Origin of the sequence: Corynebacterium sp. HMSC05C01 (assembly GCF_001807155.1) — a bacterium.
In the GTDB taxonomy this organism is placed as follows: domain Bacteria; phylum Actinomycetota; class Actinomycetes; order Mycobacteriales; family Mycobacteriaceae; genus Corynebacterium; species Corynebacterium coyleae.
On the sequence record NZ_KV787933.1, the window covers coordinates 59,467 to 75,878 of the forward strand.

Below are 16,412 nucleotides of genomic sequence, written 5' to 3' on the forward strand. Positions count from 1 at the left end.
GAGTCGGGCACATGACTGCTGAGTACTCCGACTCCCGGCTGACCAACCTGATTGCGGAAGGCACGGGTGAAATCCTCAAAGGCATCCGTGGGGTGGGCCTGCTGCGTGGCCGCGAACTCGGCGAGACTGGCGACGATCTCGCCCAGGCCTGGATCGAGCGAGTCTTAAGCCAGCACCGCCCCAACGACGGGTTCCTCTCCGAGGAAGCGTCCGACAACCCGGCGCGCCTGAGCAAGGACCGGGTGTGGATCGTCGACCCGCTCGACGGCACCAAGGAGTTCGCGACCGGCCGGCAGGACTGGGCGGTGCATGTGGCGCTCGTCGAAAATGGCGTGCCCACCCACGCCGCCGTCGGGCTGCCGGACCTTGGCGTGGTGTTTAAGTCCTCCGACGTGCGCCACGTCTCAGGGCCGTTCGCCGGCAAGGTGGCCATGTCGCGCAACCGCCCGCCCGCCGTCGCCCGCTACGCCGCGGACGCGATCGGCTTCGAAACAGAACAGATCGGCTCCGCCGGCGCCAAAGCCATGCACGTGCTGCTCGGCGACTACGACGCCTACATCCACGCCGGTGGCCAATACGAATGGGACCAGGCCGCACCCGTAGGGGTCTCGCTTGCGGCGGGCCTGCACGCATCGCGACTCGACGGCTCCCCGCTTCGCTATAACAACGAAGACACCTATATTCCAGACATGCTTATTTGTCGCCCGGAGATTGCCGACGACATTTTGGAAGCCGCCGCCCGCTACCACGACGAACACGGCTCGTTCGAAGGAGTACTGAAGTAACCAATGGTCAAGACCCCATACGAGGACCTGCTGCGCGACGTGCTGGAAAACGGCACCGAGAAAGGTGACCGCACCGGCACCGGCACCCGCAGCGTGTTTGGCCGCCAGATCCGCTACGACCTCTCCGAGTCGTTCCCGCTGCTGACCACCAAGAAGGTCTTCTTCAAGGGTGTCGTCGGCGAACTGCTGTGGTTTTTGCGCGGCGATTCCAACGTGCGCTGGCTGCAGGACAATGGCATCCGCATCTGGAACGAGTGGGCCGACGCCGACGGTGAGTTGGGTCCGGTCTATGGCGTGCAGTGGCGCTCCTGGCCAACCCCGGACGGTGGCCACGTCGACCAGATCGCCGAGGCCCTGGCAACGCTGAAGCAGAACCCGGATTCGCGCCGCAACCTGGTGTCCGCCTGGAACGTGTCCGAACTGGACAAGATGGCCCTCATGCCGTGCCACCTGATGTTCCAGCTCTACGTCGCCGACGGCAAGTTGAGCATGCAGGTCTACCAGCGCTCCGCCGACATGTTCCTGGGCGTGCCGTTCAACATCGCCTCCTACGCGCTGCTTACCCACATGTTCGCGCAGCAGGCGGGCCTTGAGGTCGGCGAGCTGATCTGGACCGGCGGCGACTGCCACATCTACAACAACCACATCGAGCAGGTGCGCGAGCAGCTCTCCCGCGAGGCCCGCGAGTATCCGCAGCTCAAACTGCGCAAGGCAAAGTCCTTGTTCGACTACGACTTCGACGACATCGAGGTCGTCGGCTACGACCCGCACCCCACCATCAAGGCGGAGGTGTCGGTCTAATGCAGGGCGCGATGTTGGGTGCGATCTGGGCGCAAAGCGTCGACGGCATCATCGGCGACGGCGAGGACATGCCCTGGCACCTGCCCGAAGACCTCAAGCATTTCAAGGACACCACCAGCGGGCACCCGATCATCATGGGGCGGCGCACCTGGGAGTCGCTGCCGTTCAAGCCGCTGCCGAACCGCAAGAACATCGTGTTGTCCTCGCGCGAGGCGGGCGCCTGGTCCCGCGGGGCGTCGGTCGTCGCCGACATCCCGGACCTCGAGGGCGATGCCTGGATCATCGGCGGCGCCCAAATCTACGCCGCCACCCTCGACGAGGTCGACGTCATCGAACGCACGCTTATCGACGTCCACCCCGACGTCCCCGATGCCAAAGCCGTCTACGCCCCGCGTATCGACGACACCTTTGCCCTCGTTTCCGAAACGGAGTGGCTCACCTCGTCGACAGGCTTGCGCTACAAATTCCAACGCTTCGAAAGGATCTAACATGACCGTCACCGCACCCGAAACCAACGCCCACGTGACCATCTTCGCCGCCGACTGGTGCCCGTTCTGCCAGAAGCTGCGCCAGCGCCTCGACCGCACCGAAACCCCCTACGACATCGTCGACGTCGAGGCCGACGGCATGGACGAGGTTAACGAGTGGATCAAGTCCGTCAACGACGGCAACCGCATCGTGCCCACCGTGCTCTTCTCCGACGGCACCCACGCCACCAACCCGGAGGCCTCGGCAGTGCGCGCCAAGCTGCGCGAACTCACCGGCGAGGAGTAGGCCCGGAGAATCCTTCGGGGCCCTTCTACTCTCTCCGGTCCCAGCGGACTTCGCCGTCGACGACCTGCCCCGTGGGGACCAACCCTACGGTGGCGGCGACTCGCTGCGAGGCGATGTGGTCGGGGTGGATATGAGCGATGAGGTGCGTAATGCCTCGCTCCGCAAGATAGGTGGAAAGCAGTTTCACGGCTTCTTTGGCGTAGCCGTGCCCCTGCCACTGCGTCCCGATCACCCACGCGATCTCCGTCGCACCGCCGTTGCGGGGCACGGTCGCTTGGACGTATCCGATCGGCTGCTTGCACGCACCGAGCGTGACGACGAAATTGATCCACTCCTCGGCACCATCGCTGGATTCGCCTCGAGTCTGGATCGCGTACCGCCGCGCAAGCTCATCCTCAGAGGGCGGCCCACCGCCTGTGAATGTGTAAAGGGTTCGATCCGAAAGCACATCAGCCATCTCGGTAGCGTCCTCGACGCGAAGTGGCCGTAATTCGATAGTCATCTTCACCACCCGCCATCTGACCTCGACGCCACACCAAACCCCTATTTGCGCCCCAGAGAGGAATCGAACCTCCGACACCGGCTTTAGGAGAGCCGTGCTCTATCCACTGAGCTACTAGGGCAATGGGGCTTAGGTTACCGCAGCGGTTTTCGTTCGCGGAATCGGCTGGGCTACCCACATAAGTTACCAAGTAGTAACATAGCGTCACTGTTCCTCCACCCCCAGTGAGGTCACTATGACGATCCTTCAAGAAGGCCAGGTCCAGCGCTCCTACATCATGGCGGACCGCGGCCCGCGCCCCCTGATCCGCGGCTGGGCCCACTTTGTGGCGGCCGCAGCCTTTGCGCTGGCCTCCACCGTGCTGATCACCTACGGGTGGATGACCCTGCCGGCGCTCCACGCCGCCGGGGTTACCGTCTACGGCGTCGGGGTCGTACTGCTGTTTGGGGTCTCCGCGATGTACCACCTCTACCCGTGGCGCTCCCCGTCCACGGTGCAGTGGTGGCGCCGCGCCGACCACGCGACCATCTCCATCTTCATCGCCGCGACCTACACCCCGCTGTGCCTGATCGCGTTCGAGCCGCGCACCGCCGCGACCATCCTCGTCGTGTCCTGGATCGGCGGGCTGGGCGGCGCCGCACTCAATCTGGTGTGGATCAATCACCCGCGATGGCTGGACGTTGTGGTGTACGTGGGGCTCGGCTGGGTGATCGTGCCGCTGATCCCCACCCTGTGGGCCAGCGCAGGGCCAGCGGTGGTGTGGCTCCTATTCGCGGGAGGCGTGCTCTACACGGTCGGCGCCATCGTGTACGGGGCCCGCTGGCCGGGGCGCGAGGCGCGCTACTACGGCTACCACGAGCACTTCCACACCGCGACAATCGTGGCGGCGGTGTGCCACCTCGTTGCGATCTGGATCGTGGTCACGCAGGCAAACTAAGGTGCACAAGAGGTAAAACGAGACTAATGTTACGCAAGTGACTACTTTTGATCGCCGCTCGTTCCTGAAGTCTGCGGGCGCACTCGCGGCAACCACCGCCGCCGGCGCCGCAGCCACCGCCCTCTCCCCCGCCGCACAGGCTCAGCAGCGCCGCGTGCTCGGCACCGTGATCGACTACTCCGCCGCCGTCCCATCCGCCCGCGCTGTGAAGGCCGCCGGCCACATCGGCGCCGTGCGCTACGTATCCCAGCCCCGCCCCGACGCACTCTGGATGCGCGGCAAGCCGGTCACCCTCGACGAAACCCAGGACTACAAGGCCAACGGCCTGTCGGTGGCGTCGGTCTACCAGTTCGGCCGCGCCGACACCGCCGACTGGCTCCAGGGTCCGCTCGGCGCTGCCAAGCACGCACCCCAGGCCATCGCCCTGCACCGCGCCGCAGGCGGCCCGACCGGGCGCCCGATCTATGTGGCTATCGACGACAACCCGACGCTCGCCCAGTTCAACAAATTCATCAACCCCTATCTTTCCGCTATGGGCGCTGCACTCAGCGCCGCCGGCTACCAGTTGGGCGTGTACGGCAACTACTACACCATCGCCTGGTGCCTGGAGGACGGCATCGGTAGCTACTTCTGGCAGCACGACTGGGGCTCGCGCGGCAACATCCACCCGCGCGCCAACATCCACCAAGTCGCCGGACGCCAGACATACATCCAGGGCATCCAGGTGGACATCAACGACGTCTACACCGCCGATTGGGGCCAGTGGAGCCCCGGCCAGAGCGATTCCCTGTTCCAGATGAGCAGCCTGTTGTCGTCGAATGGGCTGTTGGGCCGGTAGGTCGTCGATAAGCAATTAGGCTCAATGCTTCTTCCGGAAGCGAAACTTTTATCCTGACACTATGCGGCTCGATTCAAATCGTCTGGTCATCGCATTGTCTGCCACTGCGATTGGCCTCTACAACTGCGGCGTCACGCTTTCGGAGTCTCATAACGCGTCCGTCGTCTCGCTCATCTACGCGAGCATCGCGCCTTTTGCCGCCTCGTATGCGCCAGCGCCTGGCCAGCCGGCATCACCAACGACCTGGATGACGATAGGTTTAATCCTCTCACTCCTCGTCACCTTCGGAGCAGTCATTTCTGCCCTACTAGGAATATCGCGTATCGGGTGGGCGAGAGCAACGAGCAAGCGCCGCCGAGGAGGTCCAGTGGTGATCGGCTCCTCCGAGGAAGCGAACAGCATCGTCCGCTCAGTCCTTGACCAAGAAAGGGAGCTCCCCGTTCATATCTTGGAGAAGGGAAACCCAACAGCCAAAGGCACGCTTGGCTTAGGGTACAAACAGCATCTGAGCGATGATCGGCTCGTTGCTCAAACTGTCAAACATGCTTCCCACGTGATCATCGCTGCCGAAAATGACATCGAAACAGCTCGCCTGAGTTCTGAGGCGCAGGACCTCCGTCACGCACAATGCGGTGAGGCGGTATCAATATTCCAGCTTCTTCGGTCCCCCGAGTTAGCAACCTCAGCACGCTTTACCCACATCGCTCAGCGACGACCCGTTGAAGCATTTCATCCAGCCGACCTCACAGTTCGCGCAATCACAGACAAAATACTCCACCTGCTGACCACACTCGATGCTCATACTGTTGAGGTCAAGCAATGCGGCCCGGGAGATGAAAAGCGTGAGTTGGACGCGTGGATTCACAATTACAACCGGTTCGCTAAAGAGCTGGAAGTTCAACAGATTGTGAGCCCTCAGGTAGAGGGCCTGGCAGATATGGTTGTCCTCGTCGGCGATCCAGTCCACGTCGCTGCTCAGATCCCCTCCCTCAGGAAACGTCGAGCGATTATTGCGGTGACTGACCACATACTGCAGGGTCTTGTCTGGAACGATGCCGAAGCCGGAACAGTTCTGGAAGTTATTGACCCACAAAAGGTTGGGTTGAGCATCGACGCCATCCGCGATTCCGCCTTCTCCGTCTGGGGCTGGGCATTCGACATCGCCTACACGTCGCTTTATGGCCCGCCATCCCCATCGCAGAAGCTTTCTCACGACGACATCCTGAAGGCACGACAAACTTCTGAAGCAGCCGCTCGGGCCATGGTTGAAAACCTACGTCTACACGGTTTTCAGCTTGTGAAGGACGGCTACGGGTGGGAAGAGCATCCCTCGGAACAGGAGATCACCTCGATGGCGGAAGCCGAGCACGATGATTGGATGCTCAAGCGCACATGGATTGATAGCAACGGAACCGAGCGTCGCGCATCCTATGACTACAGCAAGGAACCTCCTGCTCGGAAACCCTCATACAAACCGTTTGCAGAGCTCGACTCGCACACCCAGGATTACAACCACAAGATCGTGAAAGTTGTGTACCCCGCCTTGGCGGGGATGTTCGGTTACGGCATTTCTAGGATCTCGTAGGCGTCGGAAAACTCCGCATCTGGCACTGGCCAACACTCTCCTGTTACGCCACGGACCACCCAATCACCTGCGTGTGCGTGAGCCTCTCCCTCCAGCGTTGGGATCGTAGCGTCCTCGCTGAGTCGGCGGGCTTGGACTCTCCCCGTTTTCTTGTACTCCCCCGGCGCGACCTGACTGTATGACCTGTCGAAAACCCCAGACGCAACTGTCCATGTTCGTGTCCCGTCAGTGACTTCCCAGTCCCCCGCCTTTGCGTGAAGGACGCTGCCAGTGGAAGTCCGCCACTGCGCGTCTTTGTCCAAGCGTCGGGCCCTAACCTTGCGGATCGGTTTATACCATGCAGCATGCGCGAGATGCTGGTCAAGGCGCTCTTGGGACCATTTTTTCATGCAGGCGATATTAGCGGGTTGAGCGAAAACCAAGCGGTCGTCGGCCTCCTAATATGCTCCGGTTGGCGCATAATGAGTGTTCAAACACTGACTGCGCTAAGGGGCCTCATGCTCAACATTCCTGTTTTTGTGTCATCGACCTTTCGCGATTTCCATACGGAACGTGACATTCTCAATGGTCCCGTAAGTGACCGGCTCAACGAATCTTTGCGCCGATTCGGCGCAAAGATGCACTTTATTGACCTGCGCTGGGGAGTCGACACCAACGACATGGATGAAGAGGCGGCTGGGCGCAAGGTATTAGACGTATGCCTTGACGAAGTCGATCGCGCGGCCCCGCTCTTCCTCGGGCTCATCGGAGACCGCTACGGTTGGATTTCAGACGACAAGTCTCTCCTCGAATGGACGGCACAGCGCGTTGGACTCGACCCCGAGAGGTCTCGCGAGTGTTCTATCACCGAGTTGGAATTCGCCAAAGCTGGTCTTTGGGACGCAGATGATACAACCACACCGTTCATCCTTTTCCGGCAGGTCGAAGGCCCCCCACCGCACGGCTGGGCCGACTCAGACCCAACCCGAATTTCTGACTTCAAAGACGAGGTATCTCAACGATGGGGCAATGCGGAGACGGTGAAACGCTACTCCGTTGCCTTCGACCAGAATGGTCAGTGGCCCACTGCTTCAATGCAGCACTTCGAGGATCTTGCGGTCAGTCTGCTTGAACCGCAGCTTCTGGAGCGAGCCCGCAGCATCCCGCGCGACGGTACCGCGGAGGAGGTCCTGTTTCGAGGTTCCCGCACTCGTAATTTTGGGTCAGAGGAACTGCTCAAATCGATCGATTTTTTCCTCCGCATCGATTCGCCTGTCGTGGTTTATGGCGAGTCCGGCGCGGGTAAGTCCTCACTTCTGTTGGCACTCGAGAAGTATTTGGCGGCCTCCGGAGAATCTATATCCGGCAAGTTGCCCATCACCGTCATTATGGGGCTGGACGACCGCATTTGGACGGGGGACGAGCTCGCATTCGAGATTACGCGATGCATAAACGCAACCTTGGGCCTGTCGCTTTTCGACGATTGGCGGGGCTCTCCCGAAACTTGGCGCCCGCGCTGGAGGCAAGAAATGGAAAAGGTTGTAGCTGAGTATCCTGATCTGCTTTTCATCGTCGACGGTTTAGAGCAGCTTGTGGATGGAGCCGGCGGATTCTGGCCAGTGGAATGGCTCTCGTCTCGCACCGCGTTGGCTGTATCTTCTTCCTCGCGCTCGGACGTCACTCTGTTGAAGAACTCCGATTTCAAAGAAGTCTTGGTTGGGCCAGTGCCAGCCAACATTGCGCGAGAATTCGTAGAGGACTGGGAGCGCAGAATTAGGCGCGAGATCGGAGGCGGCGCTCGCCAGATCATCGCGTCCAAACAACGCTTACCTCTTTGGATAGAGCTTGCGCTGGATCTACTTCTCGATATCGATGGTGATGATTTCAAGTCCATCGAGGATGAACCTGATCAAGCCAGCGCAATCCAAAACATGCTTGCAGACCGCGCGTGGCTCATCCCCGATGACCTGTCAAGCGCTGCCCACCACTTTTTGGAAACCTCCATCGCATCTACCGATCGTGCCCTCGCCCGCGCTGCAGTAGGTCTCTTGGGTGCTTCTAGGATCGGGCTTTCGCAAGAACAAACCGTCAACGCGCTGCGCGACGCTGGCTTCACAACAAATACTGAGATCTCGGTTGCCCGGCTCTTCCGTTCTTTGGCGAATCAACTAACTCCAAATGGGCCGGAGAAACGGATGCGTTTTACGCATCGAGTGTTTAGCGAGGCCGCGGAGAGTTTTGGTTCACCGCTCACGCATTCCCTACTCATGCGCATTTACGAAACCGATCTGCGCAACAGTGTCGAGACCACCCCAAAGTATGCGGCGCTCGAAAGCGAGAATTATTACGACATTGAGCATCAGTGGAAGAACCAGCGCAAACTCGCGGAGGCGTTCCTGTTCCACCTCTTTTCATCGTCTGCTCCCAAGGGTCCTCAAAATCTAGAGAGCATTCCGTTGGCGCTCGACTGCCTTCCGCAAACCACAGTGTACGACGCAGCAATTGTGACCAACTTGCTTCACTTGCCCTATGCAATCGAACACCTTCAGCATCTGCGTACGGCCGGTGCATCATTCGAAGCGCTGCGAACGCTCTTAGCGGCTGCTGATCTTTCCCCTGACCCACAAGTACAAACAAGTGTGGCCTCAATTTGTTTTGAGGTATTGAACGACTTCCCTGTCACGGCGAAAACGGTTTTATTGCGCTGCCAAGCTCTCACGATTGCTGCTTCACACACCGAAGATGTGGAGGAAGCTCGCCTACTGCTGTACCTGGCGTTTAAGAATATCGACCCCCTGTACGACGCCGAGCCAAATCGTGTTTTACCTGCTGTCTTCTATTCTCGAGCCCAACGTGAGATGGCACTTCTGGATGCAAATGCAGGAGACACAAAATCAGCCCTCGAGCTGCTATTTAGCTGCCAAGACATGCTTGTTCCTGCGCTCCAAGCCAGGGATCCTAGAGCCATCGAAGAAGCGATACGCGTGCTCCTTCAGATCGCAGATATCCATGGATCTACAAACAATGGGCTTGTGATCCCCACCTTGGATGAAGCCATGGAGATCGCTGCCATCCTGGTTGACGGCGGCGACGGGCCAGCTGTTTCCTTCGCATTGGCAGCGGAAGCCACGGCGATAAGAGCACAGTTTGTCCGGAAGCTTTTTCCGAATATGGCCCCGCCGGTGGAGCTGCTCGAGGATGCTGTCAACCAATTCGTCGTCGCAACGCAGAAGGTTCCCTTCGGCGGCAAATACTCAACCGACATACTTCGGACCAGCATCGAACTAGCGAATATTTACATCGAGATGCAGAAAGAAATGGACGCTTTCCTACGGCTTCGCGCTTCGGTGGTGGCGCTTGTCCCCTTCCTCAACTCCGCCCCGCCGGCCGGCTGGAACGAGTTGGCTAAGGTATTTGCTCTTCTTCTTGAGCTCTGTGAAAGCGCCCAGTCAAGGGAGGTTCGCGTCGGGGCAGCAAGGTTTGTTCGCGTCCATACCCCTCGAGTGCTTGCGGAAGCATCAAGCGTTAACCTGCCTGAGGCGTTCGCCATTGCAAATGCTGCGCATCACGCACTGCTGATCGGTCTCTCCCAAGCCGAAAACCTAGAAGCAAGGCTCCGCTTCATGGAGGCACTTACCGATATTGCAAAGTGGATCGCACAAACACACCCCGACGCTCAATGCCAGCTCAACTACAGCTACTCGTTGAGGAAGCTCTACGAGCACTACGCACGTGTTGGCCGTCGTGAAAAAGCCAGGGCAACCCTTGATACCGTGCGCAAACGGGACATAGGTTTGGCCGAGCTTCCGGAGGATGGGCAGGCGCTTTCTCAAACGTCGCAGGTGTTGACCCAGTACTGCACCGCGCTCGTGTCAGAGTATGACAGTCCCGATGCGACGGTACCGCGCTTTGCCCATACGGTTGTGCTTGCAGCACCACTGATCCTTCGTGGGGTTCCTGATTCTCTCCGCCAGGAGTTTGCTTCCGCCGTGCACGATTCTTGTGTCACCCTGCTGCAAACTGACAGCGGTACACCCGAGCAGCGCAGCATGTGGGAAGCGATGAAGGAAATCGCAGAGCAGATGTAGTCATCGCGGTACTTCCCGGCGTTCCTCAGTGCGCGCAAGCTTGAGTTGCGCGGCTGGCTAAAACAAAGCAAACGCAAAAACGGGCTCAGCATCACACTGAGCCCGTTTCTTGTTATTCAGCCAGGATTAGTGGTCGACCGGAGCCTCCACACCAACACCGGTGAGGGAACGAACCTCCATTTCGGCCTGAAGTTCGTCGAAGTTGTCCGGCTTGCCCAGGAAGGTGCCGATAAGGCCACCCAGGAAGCCGAGCGGGATGGACACGAGGCCCGGGCTGGTCAGCGGGAAGATGGACCAGTCGGCGTCCGGGAACATCGCGGTCGGGCTGCCAGAGACCGCCGGCGACAGGGCGATCAGCACCAGCGCGGAGATCAGGCCGGTGTAGATCGACGCAACCGCACCGGTGGTGTTGAAGCGCTTCCAGTACAGGGAGTACAGGATGGTCGGCAGGTTTGCGGATGCCGCGATCGCGAACGCGAGGGACACCAGGAAGGCCACGTTCTGCTGCATCGCCAGGATGCCCAGCACGATGGAGACGATGCCAAGCACCACCACGGTGATGCGGGAGACGCGGACCTGCTCATCCTCGGTGGCCTGGCCGTCGCGAAGCACTGCGTTGTACACGTCGTGTGCGATAGATGCGGAGGCGGTAATCGCCAGGCCTGCCACCACGGCAAGCACCGTTGCGAAGGCAACCGCGGAGATCAGCGCCATGAAGATGGAGCCACCGAGCTCGAATGCGAGCAGCGGTGCCGCGGCGTTCGCGCCACCAGGTGCGGCAAGGATGCGGTCCGGGCCGACGAATGCTGCAGCAGCGTAGCCGAGCACCAGGGTCAGCAGGTAGAACGAACCGATGAGAACGATTGCCCAGGTCACGGACTTGCGGGCTTCCTTGGCCGTCGGCACCGTGTAGAAGCGCATGAGCACGTGCGGCAGACCCGCGGTACCAAGCACCAGGGAAAGACCCAGCGACAGGAAGTCGAGCTTCGAGGTGGTGGTCGCACCGTACTTCAGGCCCGGCTTGAGGAGATCCTCGGCCTGGTAGCCCTTCTCCGCGATGTACTGGGACGCGGCGTGGGTGTCGATCGCCTGGTTGAGCACCGCATTCATGCCACCCTTGGCCATGATGAAGGCGAGGATCGACATGATCAGCACGCCGGCGATGAGCAGCACGGCCTTGATCATCTGCACGTAGGTGGTGCCCTTCATGCCGCCGATAAGGACGTAGGCGATCATGATCACGCCGACGATGGCAACACAGATTGCCTGTGCGGCGAAGGAGTGCAGGTCCAGCAGCACGGACACCAGCGAGCCGGCGCCGGCCATCTGTGCGATGAGGTAGAACAGCGACACGAACAGGGTACCGAAAGCGGCGGCCACACGCACCGGCTTCTGGCGGAGGCGGAACGACAGCACGTCCGCCATGGTGAAGCGGCCGACGTTTCGCAGCGGCTCGGCGACCAGCAGCAGGGCGACCAGCCATGCGACGAAGAAGCCGATGGAGTAAAGGAAGCCGTCGTAACCGCTCAGCGCGATGGAGCCGACGATGCCCAGGAAGGACGCGGCGGACAGGTAGTCGCCGGCGATGGCGAGGCCGTTCTGGGTGCCGCTGAAGGATGCGCCGCCGGTGTAGAAGTCGGCGGATTCGCTGGTGGTTTTGCCAGCGCGGGTCACAATGAAGAGGGTGACCACGATGAACGCGCCGAAGATGGCGATGTTCAGCAGAGGGTTGCCGGTGGCGGTGCTTTCAGCCGCTGTGGCGTTGATGTACGTCTGCATGGCTTAGCCCTCCATTTCCTGGCGAATGTGCGCTGCACGGGGTTCGATGTTCTTGTTTGCCCACTTCACGTAGACCCAGGTGATCAGGAATGTGGTCAAGAACTGTGCAAGTCCGAGCCACAGTCCAAGGTTGAGGCCTAGGAAGGGCCGCGCCATGACATCGGGCGCGAAGGTAGCAAAGACGACATAGAAGACGTACCAGAGGAACGCCGCAATCATCACCGGGAAGGTGAAGCCACGGAATGTTCCACGCAGATCTTGGAATTCGGGGCTCTGTTGCATTGCCACAAACTCGTCTGGCGTGGGCTCGCGGCGCTGCGGGACAGCGGGGGAACCTGTCATTGCCTCGATCCTTTCTTGTTCACGGGATTGGGTCTTGCCTTGCCGACAATTCGCGATTCTCGACTCAACAATGTGGAGTGTAACGTATCACACACTCACGGAGAGTTGTTTAAATCCTCTCACCCCTACCCCTACCCCCGAAAAGTCACACTTTTCGTTGCGACGAGAAAAGCCCGCCCGGCCGCTTCCACGGCCGAACGGGCTCAAATCCACTCCCAGGAAAACCTTTATCCCGGGAACGTCAGGGGATCCCCTGACATACGCTCCCCTTGCACCGCATCGAGGGTGGCAACGTCTTCGTCGGTGAGCTTCACATTTACCGCGCCAAGATTTTCGACAAGGCGCTGCGGGTTCTTCGTCTTCGGCACCACGGAGCAACCAAGCTTCATCAGATACGCCAGGCATACCTGTGCGGGCGTCGCCTCGTGGGCCTGCGCGACCGCCTGGATCGCGGGGTCGTCGAAGTTGGAGCCGCGAGCAATCGGCGCCCACGCCTCGGTGAGAATGTTGTGCTCCTCGTGGTAGGCACGCAGCTCTGGCTGCGTGAAGCCGGCGTGCAACTCCACCTGGTTGAGCACGGGCGTGATACCGGTGGCGTTAATGATGTCGTCGAGAACCTCCGGGTAGAAGTTGGCGACACCAACCGACTGGAGCCGACCCATGCCCTGCAGTTCGGCGAGCTGCTCGAAGGCCTTCACATACGTGCCGTTCTGCGGCCAGGGCCAGTGCACGAGGTAGAGGTCGATGAACTCCAGGCCGAGGCGCTCGAGAGACTCGTTGTACGCCTCAAGGGCGCGCTCCTGGTCGTCGTTCCACAGCTTGGTGGTGATGAACAGTTCCTCGCGCGTGACATCCCCCGCCTTGATCGCATCGTTGACGGCCTTACCTACCTCCACCTCGTTGCCGTAGAGCGACGCGGTGTCGAGGTGGCGGTAGCCCAATTCGATAGCGGTGCGCACGGTCCGCTCCACGTCCTCGCCCTGGAGCTTGTAGGTGCCCAGGCCAAGCAGCGGGAGATCGTAGCCGTCGTTGAGCGTAGTTACCGGGATTCGCATGCGCTTTCCCCTAACGGGCGTCGAGCAGGTCGATAATGAAGATCAGGGTGCGGCCAGACAGCGGATGGCCGCCACCTGCCGGGCCGTATGCCTTCTCCGGCGGGATGGTGAGCTGACGGCGGCCGCCAACCTTCATGCCCGGGATGCCTTCCTGCCAGCCTGCGATGAGGCCCGTGAGCGGGAACTCGGCCGCTTCTCCGCGGTCCCAGGAAGAGTCGAACTCTTCGCCGGTTTCGTAATCGACACCCAAGTAGTGGACTTTGACGAAGCCGCCAGCCACCGCTTCTTCGCCCTCGCCGACGGTGATGTCCTGGATAACCAGATCAGCTGGTGCCGGCCCCTCGGGGGCTTCAATGAATGGCTTTTCCATTTCCATGAGTGAGAATCTCCTTGAGGTTTGTGCGGTCGGCATTAAAAAACCGCCGGGAACTTCCCCCGCGAATTATAGGGGACGTGTTCCTCGGCGGTTGAAACGTTTGGTTAGCGCTGGTCGCGCGGGACGAAGTCGCGCTTCTGGTAACCGGTGTAGATCTGACGCGGGCGGTTGATCTTGGTGTTCATTTCAAGCTGCTCGCGGTACTGTGCGATCCAGCCCGGCAGGCGGCCGATGGCGAACAGGACGGTGAAGAAGTCCGTCGGGAAGCCCATGGCGCGGTAGATCAGGCCGGTGTAGAAGTCGACGTTCGGGTAGAGCTTGCGCTGGATGAAGTACTCGTCGTTCAGCGCGATCTCCTCGAGCTTCATCGCCAGGTCGAGCAGTTCGTCGCCACCCAGGTGCTCGAGCACCTCGTGTGCGGTGTCCTTGACGATGGCCGCGCGCGGGTCGTAGTTCTTGTACACGCGGTGGCCGAAGCCCATGAGGCGGACGCCCTTTTCCTTGTTCTTCACGCGGTTCATGAAGTCGGTTGCGTCGCCACCGTGGTTGTTCTTGATGTCCTCGAGCATCTCGAGCACGGCCTGGTTTGCGCCGCCGTGCAGCGGGCCGGCCAGGGCGTTGATGCCGCCTGCGATGGAGACGAACATGTTCGCCTGTGCCGAGGCGATCATGCGCACCGTGGAGGTGGAGCAGTTCTGCTCGTGGTCGGCGTGCAGGATGAGGAGCTTGTCCAGGGCCTTCGTCAGGACCGGATCGACGTGGTAGTCCTCGGTCGGGTAGCCGAACATCATGCGCATGAAGTTCTCGCGCGGGTTGAGGGAGTTGTCCGGGTACATGTACGGCTTACCGCGGGATGCGCGGTAGGCGTATGCAGCCAGCATCGGCACCTTGGCCATGAGGCGCACGGTTGCCTTGTCCAGCTGCTCTTCGTCGAGCGGGTTGAGCTGGTCCTGGTAGTAGGCGGAGAGAATGTTGACCGAGGAGGCAAGGACGGCCATCGGGTGCGCGTTGCGCGGGAAGATGTTGAACGCGGCCTTGAAGTCCTCGTCGAGCAGCGTGTGGTGGCGCAGGTCGGAGTTGAAGTTGTCCAGCTCGTCGGTGGTCGGCAGCTCGCCGTTGATCAGCAGGTAGGACACCTCGTTGAAGGTGGCGTTTTCTGCCAGGTCTGCGATGTCGTAGCCGCGGTAGCGCAGGATGCCCTCTGCACCGTCGATGTAGGTGATCTTGGACTCGGTGGAGCCGGTGGAGACGTAGCCCGGGTCGAAGGTGACCAGGCCAGTTTCACCGAGGAGGTTCCCCAGCACGACACCGTCATTGCCTTCGGTGGCGCGCATGATGTCCATTTCATACTCGCCGCCCGGGTAGTGGAGTACGGCCTTGTCCTTGTTCTCAGTAGCCACTGGTTTCCCTTTCCTACGTTGGGTGTTGCTCTCGTTTTTCGGGCAACCTTTTTACGTAACGCACTCTAGCAAATATTGTGATGCGTCCGACAATGCTGCGATTGTCCTGGATGTACCACATATTTTTATGGCGTCATTGGTCGTATTGGGATGGTATCGCTTTGCGCCGTCGGGTGTCTTGGGGCTGGTTGCCTGATGTGGGCACGTGCGTCCGATAGGCTTAGTTTTCGTATTGCCAGGCGGAAGGAGTCCTATGCGCGAGCTTGTTTTCTTGGAAGACGAGTCGACGGAGACGTTTTTTGTGCTCCGCGACGAGGAGGGTGTGCGCTATCAGCTTGCCCGTGAGGAGCTTGCGCCGTTGCTTATCGACGACTCCCCCGCCCCGGAAGAACCAGCCACCGATACCGAGGTGACTGAGGAAGAGCAGCCTGCGCAACCGGTGGCACCCGCCCCGGAGCCGCGCCCACTGCCGGAGCCGGATCCGCTCTACGCCACCCCGTTGTCGATGCGTCCGAACGAGATCCAGGCACGCATCCGCGCCGGCGCGACCGCCGCGGAGTTGGCAGAAGAGATGGGTGTGGCCGAAAGCCGCCTCGAGTCCTATGCCCACCCGGTGTTGCTTGAGCGCGCCCAGGTTGCGGAGGCTGCGAAGCAGTCCCATCCGGTGCGCGAGGATGGCCCGGCGAAGCAGACGTTGTTGGAGATCCTGGCTACCTCCTTTGCTGCCCGTGGTCACTCGATTTCGGATGCGGAGTGGGATGCCACCCGCGAGCAGGGCGACACCTGGGTTGTGCGCGTTACCTGGCAGGCGGGCCTGACGGAGAATGAGGCCTTGTGGTCGTTTAAGCGCTCCATGGGCGCCGCGGCCCAGACTGAGGCGCGCAACGCTATGGCTGCGGATCTGACCGATCCGGATTTCGCCCAGCCGGTGCGCTCGCTGTCTGCGGTGCGTTCCTTGCACGGCGAGCAGGATGAGGCTGCGCCGGCCGCGCCCGTCGAGATCCTTCAGGATGTACCCGCCGAGGAGGGCGAGGTGCTCGAGGGTGATTTCCTGCGCCACCCGGATGAGGAGGAGCAGCCGCAGAAGCGTCGCCGCAAGTCGGTGACGCCCCACTGGGAGGACGTGCTGCTCGGCGTACGGACCAACACGAAGCGTCCGAAGCGGTAAGCC

Annotated in this window: 16 protein-coding genes and 1 tRNA gene; 9 read left to right on the forward strand and 8 right to left on the reverse strand. The window is 60.8% G+C overall.

All coding sequences use genetic code 11. From position 1 onward, the window contains the following. Window positions 1–11: 11 nt before the first annotated feature. From HMPREF3145_RS01250 to HMPREF3145_RS01265, 4 genes are read left to right on the forward strand one after another with little or no spacing between them, the layout of a single operon-like run. A complete protein-coding gene (locus HMPREF3145_RS01250; RefSeq protein ID WP_070421448.1) occupies window positions 12–785 on the forward strand; it encodes a 3'(2'),5'-bisphosphate nucleotidase CysQ in 774 nt (257 codons plus the stop codon). Window positions 786–788: 3 nt separating this feature from the next. Next, complete coding sequence (locus tag HMPREF3145_RS01255) at window positions 789–1,586, forward strand: thymidylate synthase (protein WP_070421449.1); 798 nt, start codon at window positions 789–791, stop codon at window positions 1,584–1,586. Between the two features lie 11 nt (window positions 1,587–1,597). Then, window positions 1,598–2,074, forward strand: coding sequence for a dihydrofolate reductase (locus HMPREF3145_RS01260; RefSeq protein ID WP_070421488.1), 477 nt, complete (start codon window positions 1,598–1,600; stop codon window positions 2,072–2,074). Between the two features lies 1 nt (window position 2,075). Next, window positions 2,076–2,360 carry a mycoredoxin gene (locus HMPREF3145_RS01265; RefSeq protein ID WP_070421450.1) on the forward strand — a complete coding sequence of 95 codons (285 nt, stop codon included), beginning with the start codon at window positions 2,076–2,078 and terminating at the stop codon, window positions 2,358–2,360. A 25-nt stretch (window positions 2,361–2,385) separates the two neighbouring features. On the opposite strand, the gene HMPREF3145_RS01270 is transcribed toward HMPREF3145_RS01265, so the two are convergent. Continuing rightward, complete coding sequence (locus tag HMPREF3145_RS01270) at window positions 2,386–2,862, reverse strand: GNAT family N-acetyltransferase (protein ID WP_070421451.1); 477 nt, start codon at window positions 2,860–2,862, stop codon at window positions 2,386–2,388. 48 nt (window positions 2,863–2,910) lie between these two features. Beyond that, window positions 2,911–2,983: transfer RNA gene (locus tag HMPREF3145_RS01275), tRNA-Arg, on the reverse strand. Window positions 2,984–3,097: 114 nt separating this feature from the next. Between HMPREF3145_RS01275 and HMPREF3145_RS01280 the strand changes: the two genes are divergently transcribed. Both HMPREF3145_RS01280 and HMPREF3145_RS01285 read left to right on the forward strand, forming a co-directional pair. Continuing rightward, window positions 3,098–3,799, forward strand: coding sequence for a PAQR family membrane homeostasis protein TrhA (locus tag HMPREF3145_RS01280; protein WP_070421452.1), 702 nt, complete (start codon window positions 3,098–3,100; stop codon window positions 3,797–3,799). A gap of 37 nt (window positions 3,800–3,836) precedes the next feature. Then, window positions 3,837–4,637, forward strand: coding sequence for a DUF1906 domain-containing protein (locus HMPREF3145_RS01285; RefSeq protein WP_070421453.1), 801 nt, complete (start codon window positions 3,837–3,839; stop codon window positions 4,635–4,637). Window positions 4,638–4,811: 174 nt separating this feature from the next. Here the strand turns inward: HMPREF3145_RS01285 and HMPREF3145_RS12085 are convergent, their stop codons facing one another. Beyond that, window positions 4,812–4,934: a hypothetical protein gene (locus HMPREF3145_RS12085; protein ID WP_256365569.1), complete on the reverse strand. Its 123-nt coding sequence runs from the start codon at window positions 4,932–4,934 to the stop codon at window positions 4,812–4,814. A 73-nt stretch (window positions 4,935–5,007) separates the two neighbouring features. On the opposite strand from HMPREF3145_RS12085, the gene HMPREF3145_RS01290 reads away from it, so the two are divergent. Further along, window positions 5,008–6,222, forward strand: a complete 1,215-nt coding sequence (locus HMPREF3145_RS01290; protein ID WP_141740774.1) for a hypothetical protein — start codon at window positions 5,008–5,010, stop codon at window positions 6,220–6,222. A gap of 344 nt (window positions 6,223–6,566) precedes the next feature. After that, window positions 6,567–10,289, forward strand: coding sequence for a DUF4062 domain-containing protein (locus HMPREF3145_RS01295; RefSeq protein WP_070421455.1), 3,723 nt, complete (start codon window positions 6,567–6,569; stop codon window positions 10,287–10,289). Between the two features lie 126 nt (window positions 10,290–10,415). On the opposite strand, the gene HMPREF3145_RS01300 is transcribed toward HMPREF3145_RS01295, so the two are convergent. The 5 genes from HMPREF3145_RS01300 to HMPREF3145_RS01320 form a co-directional block, all read right to left on the reverse strand. Next, window positions 10,416–12,068: a solute symporter family protein gene (locus HMPREF3145_RS01300; protein WP_070421456.1), complete on the reverse strand. Its 1,653-nt coding sequence runs from the start codon at window positions 12,066–12,068 to the stop codon at window positions 10,416–10,418. Between the two features lie 3 nt (window positions 12,069–12,071). Further along, window positions 12,072–12,410 carry a DUF485 domain-containing protein gene (locus HMPREF3145_RS01305; RefSeq protein ID WP_070421457.1) on the reverse strand — a complete coding sequence of 113 codons (339 nt, stop codon included), beginning with the start codon at window positions 12,408–12,410 and terminating at the stop codon, window positions 12,072–12,074. Between the two features lie 227 nt (window positions 12,411–12,637). Further along, complete coding sequence (locus tag HMPREF3145_RS01310; RefSeq protein ID WP_070421458.1) at window positions 12,638–13,465, reverse strand: aldo/keto reductase; 828 nt, start codon at window positions 13,463–13,465, stop codon at window positions 12,638–12,640. A gap of 10 nt (window positions 13,466–13,475) precedes the next feature. Continuing rightward, window positions 13,476–13,835 carry an FKBP-type peptidyl-prolyl cis-trans isomerase gene (locus HMPREF3145_RS01315; protein WP_070421489.1) on the reverse strand — a complete coding sequence of 120 codons (360 nt, stop codon included), beginning with the start codon at window positions 13,833–13,835 and terminating at the stop codon, window positions 13,476–13,478. A gap of 110 nt (window positions 13,836–13,945) precedes the next feature. Beyond that, window positions 13,946–15,241: a citrate synthase gene (locus tag HMPREF3145_RS01320; RefSeq protein WP_083279316.1), complete on the reverse strand. Its 1,296-nt coding sequence runs from the start codon at window positions 15,239–15,241 to the stop codon at window positions 13,946–13,948. Window positions 15,242–15,494: 253 nt separating this feature from the next. On the opposite strand from HMPREF3145_RS01320, the gene sepH reads away from it, so the two are divergent. Then, window positions 15,495–16,409 (forward strand): septation protein SepH, encoded by a 915-nt coding sequence (sepH, locus tag HMPREF3145_RS01325; RefSeq protein ID WP_070421459.1) that lies wholly within the window; start codon window positions 15,495–15,497, stop codon window positions 16,407–16,409. The last annotated feature ends 3 nt before the right edge of the window (window positions 16,410–16,412 follow it).